We start from the raw sequence: 25,204 nt of genomic DNA, 5'->3' as shown, positions 1-25,204 counted from the left end.
GCTGCGGTGGACGGGCGGCTCGGGGGTGGTCGCCGTACGGCCGCCGGTGGTCGTGCCGGTGCCCGGGCTCGTAGCGGCGGCCGTCGCGGTGGTTGTCGTGCCCGGAACCGTCCCCGTGCCGGTGGCCGGCGGCGTCGGCAGCGCCGTGGCGGCAGGCGGCGTCGTGCCGGGAGTCAGCGCGGCGGAGAAGAAGCCATCGGCGGCGAAGAGTATCGGGCCGGTGGCCGCGTCGGCCGTCGCCGGGTCGGCGCCGTGCGGCAGGAACATCTGCTGCCGCCCCTCCCCCGTCACCACCGTCACCGGTGTGCCCAGGACCCGGGCCGCGAGCGCGGGCAGCACGTCGGCGCCGCCGTGGTCGCCCGCCCGGCGCTCGGGCGGGGCCGGGTCTCCGCCGGCCGGGTCCACGGGCGTGGGCTCGGCCGCGAACGGGCGGTACAGGGCCGCCGTGGCCAGCGCCACCCGCTGCTCCGGGCTCGGCCAGACGGTCTGCGGGAGCCGGCCGAACGCGTCGAACTCCGCCTGCTGAGCATCCGTCAGATCGATTTCCGCGTAGTCCAGTTCGGCCTGGGTGAAGGTGTCCCCCGCGTCCAGGGCCAGACCGTCCAGCAGGTCCGCGTTGCTGTCGTCGCCCAGCGCCCACGCGAGCCGGTCGCGTACGGCGTCGACGGCCTCGGCGGTGACCGCCGGATCACCGGGCGTTGCCGTGAACCGGCCGGCGAGGCCGGGGCCCAGCAGGGACGGCAGTTGGCCCCGGTCTTGGGCCGTCGCGAGCAGCGCGTGGAAGAACGAGGCCCCGTCGTGCGGCACTTCGTGCACCTGGTGCACCGTCCGCCCGTCGGGCGAGGTGAGGGTGCGCGGCGCGGAGTCGGTGGCGGCGGTGACCGTGTACGGCTCCGGCGCCTCGGAGCGCCAGTCCGGCGCGGCGTACTCCTGCGGCGCGTCCTTCACCGGCACCGAGCCCGAGCCCTGGTGGTGGGCGGTGAGACGGGTGGCGGCGAGGTGGAGGCGGTGGTGGTCCTTCGCTGCGGCGTCCAGGCGCTGCTGCCAGCGGCGTACCTCGTCGCGGGCTGCCTGCCAGGCGGTGACGGCCGGGGATTCGGCGACGGCCTTCGGCAGGACCGTGGCCCGATCGTCGTCCCCGAGCGCGGTCCGCTCCTCGGGGCTCAGGTCGAGCCAGGTCTCCCGGGTCTTCGCGCGGGCGTCGTAGTAGTTCTTCTCGGCGGTGGCGAGGTCGGCCGCCGCCTTCGCCTGGTCGTCCCAGGCGGTGCGGGCCTCGTCGGGGAAGGTGGTGTCGTCCAGGAGGCCGTAGTCACGGGCGATGTCCTCGCGGAGCCAGACCAGGGCGGTGGTTTCGGCCTCGACGGCGCGCGGGCCGCGCTGGGGCTTACCAAGAGCCTGCATCGGGCGGCTGTCGGTGACCCGGTGGTCCACCTCGGCCACCGAGAGCCAGCTGACGGGGACCGCGAAGAGCATGCTGCGGTCGGTGACGACCTTGAGGTGCGTGCCGAGGGTGGTGTCGGTGGCGCTCCTCAGCGCGGTCGCGTCGTTGGCACCGCCGATCGGGACCGTGGCACCCGGGTTGGTCACGCCCGCGTTGCTGTTGCCCGCCAGCGGCGACGTACTGACCGCGCCCTCGACGTTGTCGGTGATGCCCGCGTCCAGCGCGTCGCCGGTCTTGCGCCGCTGCATGGCCTCCATGCGCGGCTTGTTCTCCACGGCCAGCAGCCGGGCCCCGCTGCGGTGCATCTTGGCGTAGAGGCGCGAGTCGGCGGTGTGGGACTGGCCGAGGAGGCGTGCGGAGGACTGGGTGGGCAGCGGTGAGCCGTCGGCTCCGAGCGCCTCGCGGAAGCCCGCGGTCAGACCGACCTGGGAGGTGGCCTCCTGCTGGGCCTGGGCCGGGGCGGTGCCGAGGCCGGTGAGCGGGGTGTGGCGGGCCATCCGTACGCGTTCGGTGAGTGAGGTGCCCGTGTGCCGCTTCCCGAGGTCCGCGTCACCGGGGAAGCCGTCGGCGCGGGCGGTGGCGAGGGTCAGGGCGTCCTGCACATTGGCCGAGCCGAGGATGTCCACGGCGAGGATCCCGGAGCCGATCACATCGTCGAAGGGCAGGATGTCCGGGTCCCTCTCGCCGGTCTCCCCGTCCGTGGTCCGCCACCGGGCGATGGCCTCCGGCCGCGCCTGATCAGCTGTCAGCATCTTGACCGCGCGCGGGGGTTCCGGCACGTCCTGCTCGGTGAGCGCACCGTCGGCGCCGTCGCCGTCCGGGGTGAGCAGGCTCGCCGGAAGGATCTCGTTGAGGCTGCCGACGGGAGCGGTGACCGTGGGGCCGAGCGGCTTGCCGGACGCGTCGACGAGGGTCGCCGTCAGGGTGTACGTGGTCACGATCTCGGCGTGCGCCTGGGTGGTGGCGATGTTGGGCATCGCGGTACTGCCGGCTGCCTCGGTCACGTTGCTGGACCGCTGCTTGGCCGCCGTTCCCTGGAGCGCCGGGTTCGCTGCCAACACCCCGCCGCCCGCGGCGCGTTCGCTCGCGCTGAGCGTTCCATCGGCGCCGCGGTCCTGGGACCGGCCGTCGACGTCGTCGCGGGCGGTGGTGCGGTAGTCCTCCAACTCATAGCCCGTACGCAGCCGTTCCACGGTGGTGGTCACCGGCGTCAGGGTCAGCTTCAGCTGCCCGGGGCTGCCGCCGACCGGCAGGTGGTGCGGGCTGGACCAGGTGCGGTAGTGGACCGGCAGGGCCATTCCGTCGGTGGTCAGCTCGTGCACATGGGAGCGGAGGAAGTCCGGCGACACGCGCTGGAGCGCCTGCTCCCGGTCGTGCGAGGGCACGCCCAGCCTCTTCAGCTGCCCCATCAGCTGCTGCGCCGCCCGGCTCGCGTCGAGCTGCCCGCTGGGGTGGGAGGGGAAGTGGCGGCGCAGGAACGGGGGCAGCCGGTAGCCGCCGCCGAGGTTGTCCGGTGTGCCCGTCCCGAGTCCGTCCGGGGCGAGCCCGGCCTCGATCGCGTCCTGCATCGGCAGGTGGAACATCACCGCGTCGCGGATGCGCTGGAGCGTGGCGGCGGCCCGGCGCGGGGAGAGGCCGCGCCCCAGCCGGTCGGAGATCCGCCCGGCGGCGGAGCTGATCCGGCCCCCGGCGCGGGTGCCGACCGTCCCCATCGCGGCCGTCCACCGGTCCCGTACGGCCACGGTCTCGGCGGCGTCGGCGACCACCAGATACATCCGGCCGGCGTAGCTGAGGGTGGTGTTGCGGCCCCGGGTGAGGGTCTGGGAGACGCTGCGGCCCTTGCCCCAGGCGTACTGGAGCGCGGACGAGTACGCCCCCACCAGGGCTTGTTGACCGGGCGCCTGCTGCACAGGCGTCACCGCGCCCTGGAGTCCGAGAGTGGTCCGGGATCCGCTGCCGGAGGTTCCGGCGACGCGGTGTTCGTTGCCGATCGTGGCTTCGAGGCTGCCCGGCTTCGGATCGCTCTTGACGCGTACGTTCTCCAGCTCGCCCCGGACCGCCGCCTTGAGGTAGTGCGTAGAGAAGGGGCCTGCGCCGGTGAGCCCGGTGATGCGGGAGCCGAACGGGCCCAGGTACTGGCCGAGTTGCCCGGCGACACCGAGGTTGGCCATGGCCCGGCGCAGGGCGGTGCGGATCGGGGTTCCGGGCGCGCTGACGTGCCAGGAGGTGCCGGTGGCGCGGTCGGCGGTGTCCTGGACGAGCCGCTGGCGCTGCTCCCCGCCCTCGGTGCTGAGGACGACGTGCGGGGCGCTGAGCAGATTGTTCACGAGCTGCCGGTCGGACGAGGACGTCCGGGGCAAGGGCCGTGTTCCGTCGAGGAGTTGGTCCGCCTCGGTGGAGGAGAGGGGACGCGGTACGGGGGTGGGTGCGGGCGTCGGCGCGGGGCCGGTGGCGGGAGGGTCGGCGGGGGCGTGGCGGTCGGAGCCGTGGGCGGCGGGGACGGCCAGCTCCACCCGGCCGACGGTCTCGGTCCCCCGGGCGAACAGCGGGCGCTCGGCGACCTTGCTGACGAAGACGCCCGCGCCCAGCAGCCCCACCGAGACGAGCCGGGTCCAGCCGCGCGGGCGGCGGTGGCCCTCGAAGGTGGCGCCCAACTCCACCTGGTAGCTGTAGAGATCGGCGCCGCTCTGGAAGGCCAGCTGATCGTGGGCGACCGCGACGGTGTTCTTGGTGGCGCGGGTGCGCGTATGGGCGTAGCGGGCGCCCAGGGCGACGTTGCCGGCCTGGCGGGGCAGCCCGGTGCCGGGGTCCTTGGCGTGGTCGCGCGGCGAGATGCCCAGCTCGACCCCGGCGGAGAGGGTGGTGGACTCCTGCTGCCCCTGGCCGGAGATCTCGGTGCCGATGACGGCGTTGCGCAGGGAGCGTTCGCTGAGGGTGGTCTCGAACCGCCGGTCGGTGAGGCGGGCGCGCAGGATGAGCGTGTGGTGGCCCCGGCGGACCTTGCCGTCCTCGGTGAGGGTGACCGGCACCCCGGTGGTCGTGAGGTCGTCGAGGCTCTGCGCGAGCGTCGGCCGGTTCAGCGCCTCGCGCACCTGGCGCTCGTTGTGCAGGGCGGTCCGCATGCGCCCGTCCCCGTACCAGAGCTTGGCCAGATGGGGGTGGCGCAGCATCAACGGCGGGACGAAAAGCGACGGGTACGCGCGGTGCAGCGTGTCCAGGACCGTGTCGGTGAAGGCCTTCAGAGGGTCCGGAGGGGTGGGGGCGGGGGCAGCCGTGACCGGAGCGGGTGCGGGGGTGGTCGTCGCCGTGGTCGCCGGGGCGGCCGTGGTGGTGGCCGGGGCCGGGGGCCGCCGATCCGGTACGAAGCCCTCGGCGCGGACCTGACCGCCCAGGTGCACCGGGTCCTCCCGGGTGAGGTACCACGGCACCGGCGGCTCGGCGTCCGGGTTCGGGCCGGCCGCTCCCGGCGTCCGGCTGTCCCAGCCCGCGAGGCGGCGCGCGTCCTGCGTGGAGTACCAGTCGAGGCTTACCACCCGGACCGGCCGGGCGGCGGAGGCGGGCTGGCCGGCCTTGCGCACCATCAGGGTGCGCTCCACCCGGTACAGCGCCAACGGGTGGTTGCGGACGCGGCCGGTCACCTTGCGGGCGGCGTCCGCGCCGAGGTAGTGGCCACGGCCCGCGCTGAGATCGGTGCGGACCAGGGGGCCGCCCTGGAGGCGCACATCGGTCTCGGGGCCGACAAGGGTGTAGTTCGGCCCGGCGGTGACCTGGACGCCGAGGCGGGTGTCGCGGACGTGGGCGCGCTGGTTCTGGTACGTCGTCTGGGTCAGGTCGCGGACCTCGGCCTTGACCGACTCCGTGACGAGGGTGGCCCGGTGCGGGATCGACCGCTCGACGATCAGATGGCCCAGCGGGTGCTGCCCGCTGCCCCGGGTCAGCTCGGGTCCGCTGACGGGTCCGGAGAGCCGCCCGAAGAGTCCGAGGAGCCGCCCGGGCCGTACGTACGAGATCAGCGTCCGGTGTGCCGAACTGCCGGGGCGCGCACCGGAGATGGCGAGCGCCACATCCTCCGGCGGGTCCGTGAGGTGGAGGGCGGTCGTGTCGGTGATCCGCGGTTCGACCCCGTCCGGGAAGGTGAGCGTCTCCGGGGCGCGCTTCGGCCCCTTGAACGGCACGGTGAGGTCGTCCGGAAGCCGCCAGCTCAGCCCGTCCCGCAGGGCGAAGGCGGCGGAGTGCACCTGGCTGCGCTGCCAGCGGGGAGCGGCGGCGGGCGGAGTGCCCGGCCCGGGAGGCGTCGGCCCAGGGGTCTTCGGGGCCTCGGTGACGCGTTCGACGCGCACCCGGTAGTGGACGTCGTCCAGGTGCAGGTGGGACCCGTCGACGGCCCGGTACTCGCTCTGGTGGTACGCCTGGGTGCCCTGGGTGTAGTCGGTCCTGCGGGTCCAGCCCAGCGAGACGCCGATCTTCAGCATCCAGTTGAGCGGCGGGCCCATGCCCAGCGCCCCGGCGATCCGGCGGCCGACACCGACGCCGCGCCCGCCGCCCGTACCGGCCTGGCCGCGCCGCATGGTGTCCAGCCGGACGGTGCCGCCGCCCACCTCGGCGAAACGCTCCCAGCGGTGGTACGGGACGGCCTCGACGATCATCTCGTGGCCGACCCCGGACTTCTCCCGGCCCACGAAGCGGGCGCCGCGCGGGGCGGTGAACGCGCCGGGCTGGTCCTTCAGCAGCCGCAGCAGCTCCGCCTCGTCGAACTGGGCGCGGAGCTTCTTGGGCAGCTGGTCGAAGACCTCCTTCGCCACCTGCTCGGGCGAGCGCAGGGTGAGGACGCCCGGGCCGTTGAGGAGCCCGGTCCTCGGCGCCCCGGCGGTGGTCCGCGCGCCCGGGCCGGTGGAACCGTCGCCCGGGTCGGCGTTCGGGTCGGCGTCCGGGCTGATCAGGACGGTGGGCAGGCGGCTGCCGTCGTCGAAGGTGACCGTGCGCGGGGCGGGGCCCGGCGGCCGGGCGTCCTCGCCGGTCAGCAGCCGTGCCGGGCGGTGCCGGTCCAGCTGGGTCTCCAGCGGTACGGGATCGCCCCGGTCCGGGCTCTCCTCGGTGGGCGCGTCCAGGTCGGTGACGCCGCCCATGCTCCGCAGCCACTCCCCGAACACGTCGGAGCCGGCCGGGGTCTCGGTGGCCGGGGCGGGCGTGGGAGCGGGGGCCGGGGCCGAGGTGGGGGCGGCGGGCAGGGCGGTGGCCGGGACCAGGGCGTCGTAGTGGTCGGCGCCGTTGTACGCCACGTGCAGGGTGCCGCTCCGGCCGCCCGGGTTGAGCGGGGTGACGGAGGTGCCCGCCGGGGCCGACGCGTCGGGCCGGACGAGCCGCAGCTCGATGTCGAGGGTGTGCGCCAGGGCGAGCGGGAGCGCGTCGGCGAAGGGCGATGACCACAGGCCCGGCAGTTCGGCCGCCGCGAGGATCAGCCCGTCGGTGCCGAGCCGCCGTGCGTCGGCGGGGGTGGGCGCCACGTCAGCGAGGTGCGGGTAGCCGCTGTCGTGGAGGATGCGCCGCCACCGACGTCCGTCGCCGTCCTTGACGACCGCCTGCTCGATCCGGTCCCAGCGCTGCCCGATCCGCTCCCGCGCCTCCGGGTCCCGTACCCCGGCCAGGGCGGTCATCCGCAGGTCGTCGACGACGGCGAGCACCGGGTCGGGGGTGGCCTCGACGTCCGGGGCGAGCAGTTCGGAGCCGGTGAGCCGGTCGCGGAGCAGGCTACGGAGTCCGGCGACGTTCCGTGCGGCCCACGGGGGCGGGACGGCGTGGCTGCGCGCGGTGTCGAGGATCGACCGGAACAGGCAGTCCCCGTCGCCCCGGGCGGGCATTCTGCGGAAGGCCTGGCCGTCCGCGTGGACGGTGTCCGTGATGCCCGGCGTCCCTGTGTCCTTGCCGGACAGCTGTACGTCCTCGGCGATGCTCTCCGGGCGGGTGGGCGGGGCCGCAAGGTCCAGGCGGCGCGCCAGCTCGGCGGTGTCGTCGGGGCCGAGGCCCAGTTCGGACAGCGGCAGCGGGGCGTCGGACAGCGACCAGGTGATCTGCGCGGAGCGCGCGTAGGACAGGCCGAGCACATCGGGCCGGGAAACCAGGGTGTCCGGGGGCAGTTCGGGCGGCGGGGGCGGCAGCAGGGCATCGAGCGTCGTCTCGCGGGTCGCGCCCGCCCGCAGGTCCGCGGCGGCTTCGAGGAACGCCCGGTACTGCCCCGGGGTGGGGCCGGTGGCCGGGTCGACGTTCGTGCCGTGGGTGGCGGTGTGCCAGTCGGTGACCATCCGGTCCAGCAGGTCCGGGGTCATCCGGCCGTCGCCGTACCGGGCGGCGGTGCCCGGATCGAGCCAGCGCAGCCCGTCCACGTAGGCGAGCGCCGCCACCAGCTCCCGGTTGCCCGGCTGCTTTTCGGCGTCCGGGCCGAGTGCCTCGCGCAGGGTGCGGACCTGCTGGAGGGTACGGGCACGGGCGAAGGCGTCGGCCGGGTCCGGGCCAGCGTGCAGTCCGGCGTCGCGCGCCAGGCCGTCCAGGTCGGCCCCGGCGGGCTCCGGGGTGAACAGCCGCCACCGGCCCGGCCCGTCGGGGCCTTCGCCGAGGACCGCGCGGACGTTGCCGTCCCGGTCCTTCGCCGTGCCGGCCTCGGTGGTCGGCGCGTACACGGGGCGTCCGGTCCGGTTCGCCACGTGCTGGGCGACCGGCAGCCCCGCGATCTTCGGCTGCTGCCCGGTCTCGCAGGAGAACAGCACGAGCGGCCGGTCCTGGTCGCCTTCCTGCGCCCAGGACTTGAGGACTTCGCCGAGCTGCACCCCACTGACCTTGACGGTCGGGTACGCGGCATTGTCCGTGCCGAGCGTGACGGCACGGGGCGTGCCGTGGCCCACGAAGTAGTCGGCGCCCCGCTCGGTGCCGGAGCCGGGGAGCGCGGCCGGCGGGCCGGTGAAGACCGTACGGGGGGCGGGCGGCGCCTCGGAAGTCCCGGGCGGCGTCGGGGGCTCGGCCGAGGTGGTGCGTACCCCGCGAAAGCTGTCCTGCCCGAGCAGCGCCTCCCGGCCCGCGCTCCGTGGCGTACCGTCCTCGGCCGGGCTCTGCGAGATGGTCACCGTCCTTACGGCCACGCCGGGTTGCGGGGCGAACGCCGCCTGCGGCACGAAGCGCCGCAGCTCGCTGAAGGGCACCGTCTTCCGGTCGAGCGTGGTGACGGAGGGGCCGGCCGTGGGGGGCGGCGGTGTGCTGCTGCTGGTGGTGCTGGTGACGATCGGGGTGACCGGGGTGTTGCTCGCGTCCGTGGCACTGTCCGGCCGCGACTCCAGGTGCAGGTCGGTGGCGGTCTCGGTCCAGGGGCGGGCGTCGGCGGCCTGCTTGGAGGGGGTGGGTACGTCGGTGGGGGCGGGGGGAGTCGCGGAGGAGGTCGGGACAGCTGCGGGCTTGATGTCCGGGGCGGCTTCGGGGGCGGTGTTGCCGGGCGGAGCCTTGACGTCCGGGCCGGGCAGGTCGCCGGCGGGAGTCGGCTCGCCCGAGACGACCTTCACGGAGGACGGGTCGATGTCGTACTGCTCGGACTCGGTACGGCGAGGCGTGCCGGCGGTGTCGGTATCGGAGTCGGCCGGACCGGACTCGGTGTCGGTGGACGGCTCCGGCGTATCGGTGGACGGCTCGGGCATCTCCGTGGACGTCTGCGACGCCTGGTCGCCCGGCGGGGCCTCGACCGTGCCGGTGTCGCCGGACGGGCCGCCCTGCGCGAGGGTACGCGGCGGTGAGGCCGCCGACGTGGGGGCCGGGCTGGCCGATGCGGCGGACGGCGGAGCGGCTGCCATCACGGGCGGCACGCCGAGAGCATCGGCGATCGGAAGCAGCACGTTCGCGCCGGGGAACGCCGTGTTCGGGCCGCCGTCGGGCACCCCGGCGAACTCGGGACCGGCGAGCGGACGGACCTGCACCGGCGCACCGGGGCCCTCCCGGGTCAGCTCGACCGCCTCGCGCACCGGCTGTCCGGTCGCGTCGGATCCGGTCGGCGGACCGAGCACCACGGCCCGGTCCACCCCGGCACCGTCCAGCAGCTCGGCCGCCTCCGGCGACGCGGCGAGCGGCGGCGGGCCCTCGGAGACGACGACGGTCAGCGGAGGCGCACCGGTGGTACTGGTGCCGGGCGATCCCTCCGGGCTCCCCGCCCCACCGGGCGTACCGGCACCTGCGCCGAACGAGCCTCCCGGAGACCCCTCCCCCACCACCGGCGCATCCACCGTCACCGGCGTGCCGAAGCTCTCCAGGGCCCGGCGCACCTCGTCGGTGTCCACCTGGCCGGCCGGGCCGTTCCCCGTGGGCACCACGCGTACCTCGGGCAGCTGCGACAGCCGGTCGTGCACCCCGTCGTGTACGCCGATCTCGGCGGGGCCCGGCGGCTGGGAACCCCGGAGGGCGGCCAGGTCCCGCAGCGCCTGTTCCCGGACCTCGGCAGGACCCTGGTGGACCTGCTGCCACAGCGCGTTCTCGGCCGCTGTCACCGGCAGGGGTCCCGGCGTGTACGGCGGCGGGTCGGCCGAGACGTAGGGCGGCGGCGGGTCCTGCGACACGTACGGCGGCGGCGACTGACTGCCACTCACATCGCCCTGACTCGCGGTCTGTTGCACGACCGGAGGCGGCGGCGAGGAGAGCCCGGCGCCGGGGCCGTCGCCGCCGGTGGCGTCCGCACGGGAGGTGCCCTCGGCACGGTCGGAGCCGCCCGTATCCGAGCCGTTGCCGCCGGAGACGGTCGGCGGCGGCTGGTTGCGCAACTTGTCGATGACGTGGCGGAGTTCGGCACCGCTGTTCAGCGCGGCCCCCATGAGGGTGGACTCGACGCGGCTGCTCACCCCCGCGCCGACGAACGTGGTCCAGCTGGAGGACCAGTCGCCGTCGAACGCCCCCTTGATCAAGATCTCCGCGACCACCTCGCCCGCACCTGCGGCGAGGAAGTCCGCCGTCCCCTTCAGGCCGTAGTGCGCGGCCAGCGCGCCCGGCCGGTCGAGGTTGAGCCGCAGGATCTGGCTGTTGCGCCACAGCTCGGGGTTGTTGCGGAAGGAGAACGGGCCGTCCCGGAAGGTGACGGGCACCGGGCCGGGCGAGGAGGTGGGGCCGTTGCCGTTGCCGTTGCCGTACGGATTCGGGTCGGGGCGGTCCTTCGGAGGGTCGGGAAGGTCGGGGTCCGGCTTGGGATGGGGGTTCGGGCTCGGGTTCGGGCCGCTGGTCTTGATGTCGACGTTCGGCTTGTCCCGCCAGTCGGGGTTCTTGAAGTCGAGATCCCGGCCTCCCTTGAGGAAGGAGCCGTCGAAGCTGCGGACGATGTCCTTGGCGAACTTCTCGAAGACGCTGGTGAAGAACCCCGCCGCCGCGCCGAACGCGGCGGCCTTGCCGATGTCGCCCCAGTCGATGGAGTCGGGGCGGCGGCCGTCCGGGGCGAAGTTCATCATCGCGAGCCGGACGGCGAACGTGGTGAACGCCTCGGCGAACGCCTCGGTCAGCGAGGGGGCCAGGTGCAGCCGCTGGAGGAGGTGGCTGAGGGTGGTGAGGATGAAGAACCGGCTGCGCAGCTTGGCCATCATGATCTGGCTGGCCGAGGCGCCCCCGGTGAAGAAGGACATCGCCAGATAGATGGCGATCTCGATGAGCAGCCGGATGACCTCGGCGATGACCTGCCACTTGGACTCCATGATGTCCATGGAGGTCTTGCGGCGGCCCTCGGCGATCCTGTCGAGTTGCTCGGAGAACTCGCGCAGATAGTTCTTGCCGCCGTCGTCGATGAGCATGCCCATCGCCTTGGCGTACGACGAGGCGAGGTCGTCCGGCATGGACTCGCCGATGTCGTGGATCGACTTGTCGATCAGCGAGGACAGCCGGTCCAGTTTGCGCCCGAGGCCGGAGTAGGGCCGACGGCTCTCGAAGGCGAGATCCTCGTCGGCGTCCATGAGCTTCTCCCCGGTGAGGATGAAGATCATGGCGTTGACCTCGGGCGATACCTGGATGCTCACCGACGGCCGCCCCGGGGTCCGCGCGGGCAGGACGGAGCGGCCGCTCCCGGTCGCGTACGGGAGCGGCCTGCGGTGCGGAGGTCAGCGCCGGCCATGCCCGCCCGGGCCGTCGAATCCATCGGCTTCGAGGCGGCTGTTGCCGTGCTCGATCTCGTCGATGTTGCGGTCGCGGGTGTCCTTCATCATCCGGACGTTGCCGATCGTGGCGTCGGTGATGCCCACCAGCGCGTCCCGGATGGAGAGCATGGTGTCCTTGGTGGTCTGCCGCTCCTTCTGCTCCTGCGGCTTGGCCTTCTCCGAGAACTCGCTGTTGGTTCCGGGCCAGCCGACCGTCGGTGCCAGCTCGTCGAGGAACTCCTCGGTCATGGACCGGGTGAGCGTCCCGATCTCCTCCAACTGCCGTGCCAGCGCCTCGATACGCTCCGGGTCGACGTAGTACCGCTGCCCCATCCCGTCAGTCCTCTCCCTCGTCGCCGAGCGCGTCCCGCCAGGCAGGCGTCGCCGGGCCGCCGCGCGAGGTGCTCTCGTCGTCCTCCCGCAGGACCTCGGGGCCGAAGATGCGCTCCCAGTCCAGCTCGAAGCCCTTCAACTCCGGTACGTCGCTGCTCGGTTCGGCGAAGGGAGCCATCGCCTTCATCACATGCCGATTCATCTTCAGCCGGGCTGCGCTCGCCGCCTCCAGGACGCTGGCGGCCAGCTCCTGCGGGGACATGTCGCGGTACTTGTCCGACAGGAACTCGATCCCGGTCAGCTCCCCCTGCGGGCCCGCCGTGGCCCGTACCGCCCGGTCGGAGGAGAGCACGGAGAAGGAAGCCGACCGCAGTTCGCGCTCCGTACGTGCCACCGCCTCCTGGGCGGCATGCAGTTCGGCCATGGCCTTCTCCAGGCGCTTCTCCAGTGGTTCCGTCACGCGTGCGCCCCTCGTTCCGTCCTGGTGATCGTTCCGTTGTCCGTACGCATGACCGTACGTTCACCTCGCCGTTCCCGTATCTCCGGCCCTGCCACTCGGAATTGACCGGCCATCACCTGCCGATCACCGCCGGGGTGCCGCCCTCCTCCGTGCCCCATACGTCCGCGTCCTCCTCCAGGTAGTCGGCGGAGGTCATGGGCCTGCGCCCCTGCTCCTGCTCCTCCTCCGGGGAGTCGCCGCCGGTGGTGGCCACCCGGGATGCGGGGGTGAGGAAGGTGTCGCTGTCCTCCTGGCGGTTCCAGGGGCTGCGCCTGCGGCGGTTGCGGCGTTCGCTCTCCTCCGCCGCGTCGACCAGGACGGCTCGCACCCGCTCGCCGTTGCCCTTCTCGCCGCCCGCGCCCATCCCGCCCATGCCGCCGCCCATCGGCATACCGGGGGTGCCGGGCATGCCCGGGGCGCCGGGGGCTCCGGGGCCGCCGCCGATGCCGGGGGCCGTCGCGTTGTTCGTGGCGCTGTCGGAGAGCGGGGAGACCTGGCCGAGGGTCTCCGAGGACGGGAGGTTCGCCCCGGGGAGGCCGCCGCCGGAGCCGCCCGCTCCCGTCTGGGCGCTCAGGCCCAGCTCCGAGAGGGAGACGTCCCGGGCGCTGGTCCCGTCGCCTCCCCCGCCTCCCCCACCGATGCCGCCGCCGGTGCCGCTGCCCCCGCTGCTGCCGAGGTCCCGCAGGTCGTCCAGGAAGTCCGGCCTGCCGTCGCTCCCCCGCGAGTTGAGCTCGTCGAGGGTGACCGTCTCGGTCCTGCCCTGGGGGTCGGTGACGGTGGCGATGCCGGTGTCCGGGTCGATGGAGTGGCTGGACCCGTCCGGGAAGGAGTTGAGGAACCGGCCGTTGTCCAGGGAGGAGACGGAACCGTCCGGGTTGGTCACCTCGGCCCCGTGGGTGAGGTCGGTGGTGACCTTGGAGCCGTCCGGGGCGATGCTGGTGAGCTGCCCCGTGTCCGGGTCGAAGACGGTCTTGCCGCCGTCCGGGAACGTGGTGGCGAAGTCACCGTTCTCCAGCCCGGTGAGACTGCCGGTCGAGGACTTCAGGCCCGCGTCGCCGGTGTTGAGGTTCCCCAGATCACCCAGGTCGCCGATGGTCTCCCGGTCGCCGAGATCGCCGAGGTCACCGAGGTCGCCGCGTGACTCGGTCGGCAGGTCGGCGTTGATGTTGCCCGGGTCACCCAGGTCTCTCAAGTCACCCAGGTCTCCCAGGTCGCCGATGCTGCCCAAGTCCCCCGTTCCGTTCCGGCCGTTCAGACCTCCGAGATTGCCCAGGTTCTCCGTGGTGACGGTGCCGTCGGGGGCCGTGGAGGTGGCCTGACCGGTCTTCGGGTCCACCACCTGCGTCGTTCCGTCGGGGAACGTCGTCGTCAGCTTGCCGTCGTCACCGAGGGAGGTGACCGAACCGTCCGGGTTGGTCACCCGGGCTCCGTCGCCCAGGTCCTGCGTGGTGACGCTGCCGTCCGGGTGGGTGGTCGTGAGCAGTCCGCTGTCCGGGTCGAAGGAGGTGCTGCTGCCGTCCGGGAAGCCGGTGGTGAGCTGGTTGCCGTCGAGCTGGGTCCGGCCGCCGGTCGGGGTGTCGAGGGAGCCGCCCGTACCGCTGTTGAGGTCGCCGAGGCTGCCCAGGTTCTCGTTGATCGCCCGGTTGGCCGCGTCGTCGGTGTTCCGCGTGGAGCCGGGGCCGCCGTTGATCCCGCCGAGGTTGCCGAGGTTCTGGCCCACGGGGAGCGGGCCGCCGCCCGGGTTGTTCACATCACCGAGGCTGCCGAGGTTCTCGGAGACCGCGTTGTTCACGTCGTCGAGGCTCGGAGCGTTCGAACCGCCGGGCCCTCCGGGGTTGTTGATGCCGCCGAGGTCGCCCAGGCTCTCCGTCACCGGGACGTCCTGCTTGAGGTTGAGCAGATCGTCGAGGTTGCCGAGGTTCTCGCCTCCGCCCGGCCCGTTGATGTTGCCGAGGCTCTCCTCCATCTGCTTGGCCTGTTCCTCGGCCTCCCGCTTGGCCTCCTCCTGCTCTCGCCGCTGCTCCTCGCGCAGCTCGTCCTGGTATCGCTTGTCCTCTTCGCGCTGCTCGTTCTGTTCCTTGCGCAGCTCGTCCTGGAGCTTCTTGTCCTCCTCGCGCTGGAGGCGCTGCTCCTCACGCAGCTCGTCCTGGTATCGCTTGTCCTCTTCGCGCTGCTCCTCCTGCTCCTTGCGCAGCTCGTCCTGGAGCTTCTTGTCCTCTTCCCGCTGCTTGCGCTGCTCCTCGCGCAGCTCCTCCTGGTAGCGGCGGTTCTCCTCGTTCTCCTCGTTGATCTTCTCCTTCTCCTCCTCCAGCTTCTTCTTCTCGTACTCCTCGCTCGCCGTGCCGGTCGACTTGGGCTCGGGTACGTTCTCGGAGAAGTCCTTGGAGAGCGTCAGGAACTGGTTGTTGAGCCTCGACTGCACTTCTCGGGCGGGCTCCACGAGCATGTCGTCGACGGCCCGGCTCCAGATGTCCACCGCCTTGTCGCCGACCTTCGCCCAGTTGGCGATGTCGGTGAGGTCTCCGTACTCGGGGTGTACCTGGGAGAAGCCGGCCTGCGGGCTGTGGCTGACGGTCGTGGAGTAGCGGGTGGTGTACGACTTGATGTCGGTCTTGGCCACGTTCTCCGTGTCCACCCACTGGGCGAGGTCGTCCAGGACGTAGCGCAGCACCCGGTGCGGGTCGTAGTAGTCGGACTGGGCCCAGGTCAGCCAGTGGCCCAGCAGGTCCCGGGCCGCCTGCTCCAGGTGGGAGCGGCCCAGGGAGAGCGCGCGGGAGTAGACGGTGCCGCCGGTGCCGGTGGCGTCCCCGCTGCCCGCCGTCTCGTTGAAGGTCTCCACGTAACTGTCGTAGTTCTCGCGGATCTTCTTGATGAGGCTGCGGAAGACCTCCGCCGCCTCGCCCTTCCAGCTCGCGTCGTCGCGGCCGAAGCGGTCCTCCCAGTCCTTCAGCAGCGGTGCGTGGTCCTTGAAGAACTTGGCCGCGTAGTCGAAGGAGTGGCCTGTCCTGGTGAAGGATTCCAGGTCGACGACGTCGTTCTCCTTGGCGACCAGCCCGCTGAAGCGGCCGTCGCCGCTGTTGCCCTTCAGCAGGGCCAGCAGCGCCGCCCGTGGCCCGTTCATGTACCGGGCGAGCGGGATAGTGCTGAACTTGTCCTTGTTGTAGTCCGTGAACTCGTTGCCCTCACGGACGGACACGTTCTCGACGTCGGTGGAGTCGGTGCCGGCGAAGATGATCTCGTCGCCGGACTTCACGCGGCCCTCGAAGACGATGCGGGCCTGCATGATGGAGCGCTTCTTTCCGCTGTCGAAGAACCAGATGTCGTAGTCCTGGCCCTTGTCCCGCAGGAAGCCGGAGTCCTTGACGAGGAGGCCGAGGCTGCGCTCCTTGATGTCCATCCGGAAGAGCTTGCCGCCGTGGTCGGAGCGGAGCGTGTCGAAGATCTCACCGCGCTTGGGCACGGGGTAACCGGTGATGTGCGTGACGAGGTCGGCCCAGTTGTCGGTGGATGCCGCGTCCCTGTCCTCGTACTTGTCGACGTTGTCCACGGATGATGCGTCGTACCGGTCGGCCACCGCGCGCCCTTTCTCGTCTCGCCGTCCGCCCCGGTGCGGGCGGGGGCCGGCTACTTCTCTTCCGTGCCCGAGGATCCGCTGGTGAGCGTGTCGACCTCTTCGAAGGTCTGGAGCAGCGTCTGTGCGTCGATCGCGTCCAGGTTCTTGTTCTTCGTCTTGTTGGCCTCTTCGATGGTGTCGGTGAGGGCTTCCTTGAGCTCCTTGAAGAGTTCCATCTGGTCGCCGAGCAGCTTGTCGAGGGACGTCGCGACGGTTTTCACGCTCTCGACGAGCGTCGGACCGGAGATCAGCTTCTCCCGGTTCATCAGGCCGAGGCGCAGGAGCTGGGCGTCCTGGTCGAGGTTGTCGGCCGTGGTGTACCCGCCGATCAGCTCGCCGAGGGGGCGGATGCGGCTCTCGCCCTCACCCTCGCCGTCCTCCTTGTGCTTCTTGGCCTTCGTGTAGACCGGGTGCACCTCGTTGTCGCGGAAGTTCTCCATCTGCTTGAGATCGAAATGCTTGACGTCGGCCTGCTCACCGGCCATGGGACGTCCTCCTGCGGTCGGGCCCGGACGGGGTCACTGGAACGGGACTGCGGGAGGCCGGGGCCCGCCTCCACCGCGTACGGAAGGAAGGCGGCCCCGGCCGGAGGGCTAACGGGCCCGCACACTGCCCCAGTTGTCGGCGCTGCGGCGCTCGTCGCGGGAGTGGTTGTCGTGGATGCTCTGGACCAGCTCGCCGCTGTCGCCGAGGAGCAGGGCCATGTTCTTGGTCGCCTGGTCCCACTCGGCCTGGACGCCGCGGTACATCGCCTGGTCATCACCCTCCCAGGAGGTGACGAGCGGCTTGAGCTCGTCCTCCAGGTTGTTGAGGGTGGTGATGATCTGCTGGGTCTGCTGCTTCAGCTCCTCGATCGCGTTGCGGACCGTGGAGTACTGCACATCGATGATGCCGTCGGCCATGACATCTCCTCTCGGGTGGCCGGGCCTCGGGCCCGGGGACGCTCACAGGTTCCGGCCTCCGCGCGGGGGCCGGCGCCGCCGGGGTCGGGTCAGCGCAGCGCCTCGAAGACGCCCTGGCTGGTCTTGCTGTTGAGCACCTCGGTGAGGTCCTGGTTCTCCTTGGCCAGCCGGTCGGCCGACGTGACGTTCTCCTGGAGCGCGTCGATCATCTTGCTGATCTGCACGACGACCTTCTGCGCCTCGCCGTTCCAGCTGCGGAACAGCTTCAGCAGGGCCTGGCCCTCGTCGCCTCCGACGCCCGAACGCGCGGCGATCTCACCGACGTTGTTCTGGATCTTCTCGACCGCGGCCCGGGCCGACTCCAGCGAGGAGACACCGCCCAAGCCCTTGGCATAGTCCGCCCGCCTCTGGCCACTGTCCGCCATGTCGCGCTCCCTTCGTTGAGTGACTTCTCGTCGCAGCGTTGCCCGCCGAGGCTAAAGAGAACTCGCCGTCCGCCGCAATGCGTTCGGGGAAGATTTGAGCATAGTTCTGTGAGTCGGATTCCTTGCATGCCAACGGAGTTGTCCGAAGGTTTCCGCGAAATGAACGCGGACCACCCGCCGTCCGCGCGTACCGGTCGATGCGGACGGGAAACGGGCAGCGGGAGAATCCGAACGGGCATCGCGGCGGCCCGATTGCCGTGCGGTACGGCTCTTTCACGGCATTCACGGAGGGGCGGGTGGTGAATTTCTGAGCTTTTTCTGAGGTTTCTCTTCGCGCCCGGCCCAAGCCCGGGAGAGCCCATTTCCCTTTCTTCGGCACTGTATGGGGGTTTCGTCTGGATCATGGCCGGGAGTCGTCTGCCCCGGCCGTGGCGGGGGCGCCGCACTTCGGGGCGGTGACCCGGGGCTCCGCGGCGCCGGAGGCGGCGGCCGGGTCGAGGTCCGCGCCGGTCGGCAGAGCGGCGAGCAGCGGGGCCGGGACCGAGCCGATGTCCCCTTCGCCGTACCCGAGCGCGGTCAGGGAGTCCTTGGCCGGGAACCGGTACTTCACGCCGTTGTCCGCGACCAGATAGGTGGTTCCGGCGTGTGCGGCGCCGCTCGCGTGCAGGGCCCGGACCAGGGCGCCGCGCCCCGGGCGTACGACGGTGGCGTCGGTCCGGACGCAGGCCGCGGCCAGCGGCTGGGCGGTTCCCTGCGAGACCGCGACGGGGGCGAGAGCGGTCAGCGGGACCAGCACCGACCGGATCCGGGCGCCGCCGTCGCCGCCGTCCACCTGGGCACAGAGCGCCGTTCCGCGCGGTGCGGACTGCGGGGCGGGCGGTGTACGGGGCAGCTCGGCGGCCGTGGATCCGGCGGCCGTCTCCTTCGCCCGGTGGGTACGCAGCACGTCGGCGCCGACCGCGCGGGCCTCGGGCGAACGCCCCTGGTAGGCGTCCTTCTGGGTGGCCGGGTCGCCCAGCACGAGGGCGGCCTCAAGCCCGGAGAGCGGCACGAGGCCGTCCTTGCGCAGCAGGTGGTACGTGCTGCCGCCGCCGGGCACGCTCACCTGGAAGAGCTGGCCGACCGTGCTCGGTCCACCGCCGATGACCGGGCCCTTCTCGCCGCGCCCCGGGACCTCCGGCGGTTTCAGGGCGGGGCCGGGGGCGAGTGCGTCGAGGAAGGCCGCCGAGACCGGCATGGCCTGTTCGGAGCCGTATCCGAGGGCGTTACGGGCGTCGGATTCACGGTCCAGCGCGAGCCGGCTGCCCCGCCACACCAGGTACTCGGTGCGGTCCGGGCCGCGTACGAGCACCCCGCGGCCGGCGCCGACGTCCTGGGAGTCCAGCGGCGCCCCCGCGACCACGGTGGTGGCCCCGGGCCGGTCCACCCCGGCGTCCGCGACGCCGCCGGAGGTGCTGGGCAGGGCGCCGTCCGGTCCGGTGACGCACATGTGCCAGGCCCCGGCGTCGAGCCGGCCCGGGTCGGGCAGGGTGTCCGGGGCGCCGGGGATGCCCGCCGGGGTCCCCACGGGTACGTCCCGCAGCGAGGCGGTGGAGACGTCCACGGCCTTGAGGTCGGACCCGCCGATCAGCCGGGCCGAGGCGTAGTTGCGCACCGGGTGCAGGACGCCGTCGGTGCCGGTCCACAGATAGCGGGCGCCGGTGTCGCGGTTGACCACCAGGTGCTCGCCCTTGCGCCAGGTGTCGTTGCCGCCGGGGCGCAGCAGTCCGTAGACGGTGGTGCCCGCGCCGATCAGGACGGTCACCAGCAGGCCGAAGACGACGCCCCGGGTGGTGCGTCCCAGCGGGCTCTCGGGGGCATCCGGGTCGGCCGTCAGCAGGCCCGAGCTGAGCCTGCCCATCATGAATCCGTGGGCCTGGACCTGGTCGCGCTTGGACTGCACAGCCTCTCCTCAACTCGTCTCTGGTCGACCGGTGTACGCGGGTGCTCAGCCGAACAGGCCGCGCAGCCACCCGAAGAGGCCGGCCACCCACAGGGCGAACGGCAGCAGGGCGACCGCGAAGCCGGAGTGGGCCAGCTCCGCCGCCCGGCCCCAGTACGGCAGCATCCGGCGGCCGGGCACGATCCAGGACGCGGTCACCAGGGCGGCAGCGGCGGCGAGCAGCACCGCGAAGACAACCACGCGGCCGTCGGCGTCGCTGTCCACCGCCCAGGCGCGGGCCAGGAGCAGCAGCCCCAGGATCCCGGGCACGGCCAGGGTCAGCCGCTGGCCGATGTGGACCAGGCCCCGGGAGTGCAGGAGCAGCAGCAGGGTCAGGGCGAGCGCGGTCAGCGTCTCGGGGAGGTCCGGGGTGTGGGTGAGGACGGCCAGGGCTGCGGCGGCGATGGTGCCGGTGGCGGCGAAGAGCGCGGTGACCCAGCGTCCGGCGAGTTCGGTGCGCTCGGCGACCTCGTCGCCCGCGTACGGGTCGATGCCTTCCTGGAGCTGTCCGGCGGAGGACGGCAGGGCGGGCATACGCATTCCGGCCAACTTGAAGGCGAAGGGCGCCACGGCCCCGGCGGCGAGCGTGACGACCGTCGCCACCAGTGCCGCGGCGGCCGCCGTGTCCAGGCTCGTGTAGCCCATCAGGGCCCCGGAGACCGCGGCGGCGACGGCGACGACGGCGGTGGCCAGCAGGGCGGGGGCGCCGACGGCGGTCGCGGCGAGGGCGAGGACCGCGCCGCCCGCCGCCGCTGCCCCGGCCGCCAGCAGCCGTGCGCCCGCGACCCGCGCCGCGTCGGGGCCGGTCAGGTCGCCGCCGGGCAGCACCCAGCCGACCAGGGCGAAGCACGGGGCGACCAGCAGGCCGAGGGCGGTCGCGGAGAGGCGGTCGCCCCCGAGGCGGTCCCCGACCGCGCGGCTGGCGGAGCCGGCGCCCGCTAGGAGCAGCACTCCGGCGACGGCCGCGCAGGCGGCGCGGGTGGCGGTGGAGTCGGCCACGCCGGGCCGGAACACCATCACCAACGCGGTTGCCACGGTCGCCACGGCGGTGCCCACCAGCAGGCCGCGGGCCGCCCCGGCGTGCCAGGTGTGCAGTCGGCGGCCGACCGTCTCGGCCATCCCGTCGACCAGGTCGTCGAGCCGGGCCTCGGGAAGCGCCTCGGTGTGCGGCCGCAGGTGGAGCACGGTGCCGTCGGCGAGACCGGCCCGGGCCAGGGTGGTCTCCTCGTCGAGCGGGGCGTCGCCGAGCCGCTGGAGCACCCAGCCGGCGTGGTCGAGCCCGGCCTCCTCGGCCTCCTCACCGACGTACCGCAGGAGGGTGGGGAGCAGGTCGGCGACCGGTACGTCGGCGGGCACGGCCAGATCGATGGTGACGCTCGGCGCACGTACGGTCAGGCGGCACGTTTCGGCCACCGCACTGTCGGTCATCAGCAGAACTCTCGTCTTCCGTGCAGGCTTTGACAGAGGACTTCCCCGGGAGAGGGAATGTGCGAACAGTACGGAAAGTCCGCGCGGCCGTGAAGCCGGGGGCCCGGCAGGGAAATTGTGCCCGCACACCGGTGAGGGCCCCTCCCGCGTGGACAGGGCGCGTTCCGTGAATGCAGACTACTGCCTGCGGCCACCGGCCGTGCCGCGGACCGGACTTCGCATCCGGTATGCGGGTCGGCCGTCAGGGAAGTCGGCCGCTCCGCGCTATCCGCTCAAGACATTCACCCGGCGTTCATCGGAGCATGTGCCGCCCCGAATGCATCAGCCTGGTGCGGTCTTTCCCGCTGCCGGGCGCACCGGTATTCGGCGGGCCGGGAATGCCAGTGAACCGGAGGTTCTGTTCCTTGAGTGTCGTGCTGTTTCGCCGCCCGGCCCGCCGGCGCGGACCGGAGATGCCCGAGGGGCAGTTGACCCTCCAGGAGCCGCCCGTCCTCGCGGAGACGGTGCCGGACACCTCGGCGGTGTGGACGTATCTGCCGATGGCGCTGATGTCGGTGTCGATGATGCTGATGTTCCTGCGCCCCGGCGGCGGGAACGGCGTCTTCATGTATCTGGCGATGGGCGTCATGGCGCTCTCCGCCGGCGCCATGCTGCTGGGGCAGCTGATGCGCCGCTCCAGCGAGCGCAAGCAGCGGCTGAAGGGTGAACGGCGGGACTATCTGCGCTACTTGGCCCAGACCCGCAAGCGGGTGCGGACCACCATCGCGGAGCAGCAGCGGGCGCTCGCCTGGCGTCACCCGGAGCCCGCGTCGCTCCGCTCGCTGGCCCGCACCTCACGGCTGTGGGAACGCCGCCCGGCCGACGAGGACTTCGGCGAGGTCCGGCTCGCGGTCGGCGAACAGCAGCTGGCCCTCACCCTCAGCCCCGTCTCCACCCGGCCGGTGGAGGATCTCGAACCCCTCTGCGCGCACGCCCTGCGCCGCTTCATCCGGGCCTACTCCACCATCCCGGAGCAGCCGCTCGGGCTCTATCTGCGTTCCTCGGCCCGGATCCTGCTGCGCCCGGAGGAGGAGCCGGACGGGGGGCCGGACGGGGCGTCGCCCGACGCTCAGGCCCCGGAGCAGGATGCCGTACGGGCCCTGGTGCGGGCGATGCTCGGGCAGCTGGCGGTGTTCCACGCGCCCGAGGAGCTGTGGATCGCGTTCTGCGTCAGCGACGAGCGGCGGGCCGACTGGGAGTGGGTCAAGTGGCTGCCGCACGTGCTGGATCCGCACGAGGAGGACGGGGCGGGGCAGGCCCGCCGGATCACCGCCGACCTGACCGAGCTGGACGATCTGCTCGGCGCCGAGTTCGCCGAGCGCCCCGGTTTCGACCCGGACGCCCGGCCCGGCCGCGACGAGCCGTACACCGTCGTCGTGCTGGACGGCGTCAGCGTCCCGGAGGGCCACCGCTGGGAGGGCCACGGCTACCGCAACGCCCTGATCCTGGATGTGTCGGGGGCGCTGCGCTGGCGGCCCGGCCGCAACACGCTGCGCCTGACCGTGGGGTCCGACCAGGTGAGCCTGGTGCGCACCGACCGCAGCCGCAAGGAGCGTTCGGTGCCGCTCGGCCGCCCCGACCGGCTCGGGCCGCTCGGCGCGGAGTCGCTGGCCCGGCTGCTCACCCCGCGCCGGATGAGCCTCGGCACCGATATCGCGCAGCCGCTGGACACCGACGTCGAGCTGACAACCCTGCTCGGCATTCCGGATCTGCACCGGCACGACCCGGGGACCCTGTTCGCCCGGCACTCCGGCTCCGGCCGGCTGCGGGTGCCGATCGCGGTCGGGGTGGACGGCCGTCCGGTCGAGCTGGACATCAAGGAGTCGGCGCAGGGCGGCATGGGCCCGCACGGCATGCTCATCGGCGCCACCGGCTCCGGCAAGAGCGAGCTGCTGCGCACCCTGGTCCTCGGCCTCGCCCTCACCAACTCCTCCGAGACGCTCAACTTCGTCCTGGTCGACTTCAAGGGCGGCGCCACCTTCCTCGGCCTGGAGGAACTGCCGCACACCTCCGCCGTGATCACCAACCTGGCCGACGAAGTCGCCCTGGTGGAACGCATGCAGGACGCCCTGCACGGCGAACTCATCCGCCGCCAGGAGCTGCTGCGCGCGGCGGGCAACTACACCTCGGCGCTGGAGTACGAGCGGGCCCGCGCCGCCGGAGCCGATCTGGCCCCGCTGCCCAGCCTCTTCGTGGTGGTCGACGAGTTCAGCGAACTGCTCTCCACACACCGGGAGTTCATGGAGCTGTTCGTGATGATCGGCCGCCTCGGCCGTTCGCTGGGCGTGCATCTGCTGCTCGCCTCGCAGCGCCTGGACGAGGGGCGTATGCACCAGTTGGAGAGCCATCTCTCGTACCGCATCGGGCTGCGGACCTTCTCCGCGATGGAGAGCCGTGGCGTGCTCGGCGTACCGGATGCCTACGAGCTGCCCGCCGCGCCCGGCAGCGGCTATCTGAAGTCCGGGGTGGAGGCGCTGACCCGGTTCCGTGCCGCGTACTCCTCGGGGACGTACCGACGTCGTACGGGGGCCGTCGTGCAGGCCCGGGTGGCGAGTCAGGTGGTGCCGTGGACCAGTGGGTGGGTGGTGCCGCGCACGTTGGAGGCGGCGCCCGAGCCGCAGCCTTCGAGCGAGGAGGACGAGGAGGCGCTGCTCGACGTGGCACTGGACCGGCTGCGCGACTCCGGGCCTGCCGCCCATCAGGTGTGGCTGCCGCCGCTGGACGAGCCGTCGCCGCTGGACGCACTGCTGCCCGGGATCGCGCCGGACAAGGAGCGGGGGCTGACGGCGGCGGGCTGGCCGGGCACGGGGAAGCTGCGGGTCCCGGTCGGGCTGGTGGACAAGCCGTTCGAGCAGCGGCGCGACCCGCTGATCGTGGACCTCTCCGGGGCGGGCGGCCATGTCGCCGTCGCGGGCGGTTCGCAGAGCGGCAAGTCCACGCTCGCCCGGACGCTCATCGCCGCCCTGGCGCTCACCCACACCCCGGCCGAAGTCCAGTTCTACTGCCTGGACTTCGGCGGCGGCGGACTCTCCCAGCTCGCCGCGCTCCCCCATGTCGGCGGGGTCGCGGCGCGGCTCAACCCGGAGCGGGTGCACCGGGCGGTGGCCGAGGTGATGGCGCTCCTGGCCCGCCGCGAGCAGTTCTTCGTGGACCACACGCTGGACTCCATGCAGTCCTACCGGCGGCGCCGTGCCGCAGGCGAGTTCCCCGACGAGCCGTTCGGCGATGTCTTCATGGTGGTCGACGGCTGGTCCACGGTCCGCCAGGACTACGACGACCTGATCCCGAAGTTCAACGAACTCGCCGCCCGGGGACTCAACTACGGCATCCATCTGCTCATCACCACGACCCGCTGGGTGGAGCTGTCCGCGCAGGTCCGCGATCAGGCCGCCACCCGCCTTGAGCTGCGGATGGGTGATCCGATGGACTCCGAGATCGACACCCGCAAGGCCCGCTCGGTGCCGCGCACCGGCGGCCGGGGCATCACCGCCGACAGCAAGATGCACTTCCTCGCGGGCCTGCCCCGGCTGGACGGCAGCGGTTCCCTGGACGACCTCGGTGAGGGCGTGGCCCATCTGGTCGGGGAGATCGCCCGGCACTGGTCCGGCCCCTCCGCCCCGCAGGTACGGATGCTCCCGCACCGGCTGCCGGTCGCCGAACTCCCCTCCCCCGAGACCACGGAGGGCGGTGGCATGCGCCTCGCGCTCGGTCTCGACCAGGACGCGCTGGAGCCGGTCTGGCACGACTTCAGCCGGACCCCGCACCTGATCGCGGTCGGCGACACCGAGAGCGGCAAGACCAACCTGCTGCGCCTCGTCACGCAGGGCATCACCGCCCGGTACGCCCCCGAGGAGGCGAAGATCATCGCGGTGGACTACCGCCGCACCCTGGTCGACGCCATCCCCGAGGAGTACCGCATCGGGCATGTCATCTCCCTCGACAATCTCAACGAGACCATCGAGGGCGCGGCCCGCGCGATGAAGACCCGGGTGCCCGGTGCCGACATCTCGCCCGCCCGGATGCGCCGGTGCGACTGGTGGACGGGCCCGCGCCTGTTCATCCTGGTCGACGACTACGACATGGTCTCCGGCAACTCCTTCCAGAGCCCCTTCGAGCCGCTCTTCGAGCATCTGACCCTGGGCTACGAGATGGGCCTGCATCTGGTCGTCGCCCGGAGCGCGATGGGCGCGGGCCGGGGCCTGAGCGACGGGCTGATCCGCCGTCTGGACGAGGCCAACAACCCGGCGGTCCTGCTGTCCTGCCCGCCCACGGAGGGCCGCCTCTTCGGCAACGCGAAGCCGCTGAACCTGCCGCCGGGCCGGGCCCTGCACATCCAGCGCCGGAAGCCGCGGCTGGTGCAGACGGCCCTGGTGGAGTAGGGCCGAGCAAGCGTGGAAGGGTCCCCTC

General features: G+C 72.7%; 10 protein-coding genes. 1 reads left to right on the top strand and 9 read right to left on the bottom strand.

Annotated features, from left to right (window positions below; translation table 11 throughout):
- The 9 genes from A3Q37_RS06965 to eccD form a co-directional block, all read right to left on the bottom strand.
- A partial coding sequence (locus A3Q37_RS06965; RefSeq protein ID WP_255311765.1) for a hypothetical protein occupies positions 1-11,427 on the bottom strand: 11,427 nt, incomplete at its 3' end.
- A gap of 114 nt (positions 11,428-11,541) precedes the next feature.
- Positions 11,542-11,910, bottom strand: a complete 369-nt coding sequence (locus A3Q37_RS06960; protein ID WP_065479151.1) for a hypothetical protein — start codon at positions 11,908-11,910, stop codon at positions 11,542-11,544.
- Positions 11,911-11,914: 4 nt separating this feature from the next.
- Positions 11,915-12,370: a YbaB/EbfC family nucleoid-associated protein gene (locus A3Q37_RS06955; protein ID WP_065479148.1), complete on the bottom strand. Its 456-nt coding sequence runs from the start codon at positions 12,368-12,370 to the stop codon at positions 11,915-11,917.
- A 112-nt stretch (positions 12,371-12,482) separates the two neighbouring features.
- Positions 12,483-15,983: an AAWKG family protein gene (locus tag A3Q37_RS06950; RefSeq protein WP_065479145.1), complete on the bottom strand. Its 3,501-nt coding sequence runs from the start codon at positions 15,981-15,983 to the stop codon at positions 12,483-12,485.
- A 50-nt stretch (positions 15,984-16,033) separates the two neighbouring features.
- On the bottom strand, positions 16,034-16,507 hold the full coding sequence (locus A3Q37_RS06945) for a type VII secretion system-associated protein (protein WP_065479142.1): 474 nt from the start codon (positions 16,505-16,507) through the stop codon (positions 16,034-16,036).
- A gap of 108 nt (positions 16,508-16,615) precedes the next feature.
- On the bottom strand, positions 16,616-16,924 hold the full coding sequence (locus A3Q37_RS06940) for a WXG100 family type VII secretion target (RefSeq protein ID WP_030081478.1): 309 nt from the start codon (positions 16,922-16,924) through the stop codon (positions 16,616-16,618).
- Between the two features lie 89 nt (positions 16,925-17,013).
- Positions 17,014-17,349 carry a hypothetical protein gene (locus tag A3Q37_RS06935; RefSeq protein ID WP_010069962.1) on the bottom strand — a complete coding sequence of 112 codons (336 nt, stop codon included), beginning with the start codon at positions 17,347-17,349 and terminating at the stop codon, positions 17,014-17,016.
- Positions 17,350-17,749: 400 nt separating this feature from the next.
- Positions 17,750-19,291, bottom strand: a complete 1,542-nt coding sequence (gene eccB, locus A3Q37_RS06930) for a type VII secretion protein EccB (protein ID WP_065479138.1) — start codon at positions 19,289-19,291, stop codon at positions 17,750-17,752.
- A gap of 45 nt (positions 19,292-19,336) precedes the next feature.
- Entirely contained in the window at positions 19,337-20,758 is a 1,422-nt protein-coding gene (gene eccD, locus A3Q37_RS06925) for a type VII secretion integral membrane protein EccD (RefSeq protein ID WP_065479135.1), read from the bottom strand.
- Positions 20,759-21,162: 404 nt separating this feature from the next.
- On the opposite strand from eccD, the gene eccCa reads away from it, so the two are divergent.
- A complete protein-coding gene (eccCa, locus tag A3Q37_RS06920) occupies positions 21,163-25,176 on the top strand; it encodes a type VII secretion protein EccCa (RefSeq protein ID WP_218064544.1) in 4,014 nt (1,337 codons plus the stop codon).
- The last annotated feature ends 28 nt before the right edge of the window (positions 25,177-25,204 follow it).

The organism is Streptomyces sp. PTY087I2, from assembly GCF_001687325.1.
Classification (GTDB): domain Bacteria; phylum Actinomycetota; class Actinomycetes; order Streptomycetales; family Streptomycetaceae; genus Streptomyces.
Note: the sequence above shows the minus strand (reverse complement) of the source record. Positions and strands in the feature narration are given on the sequence as shown.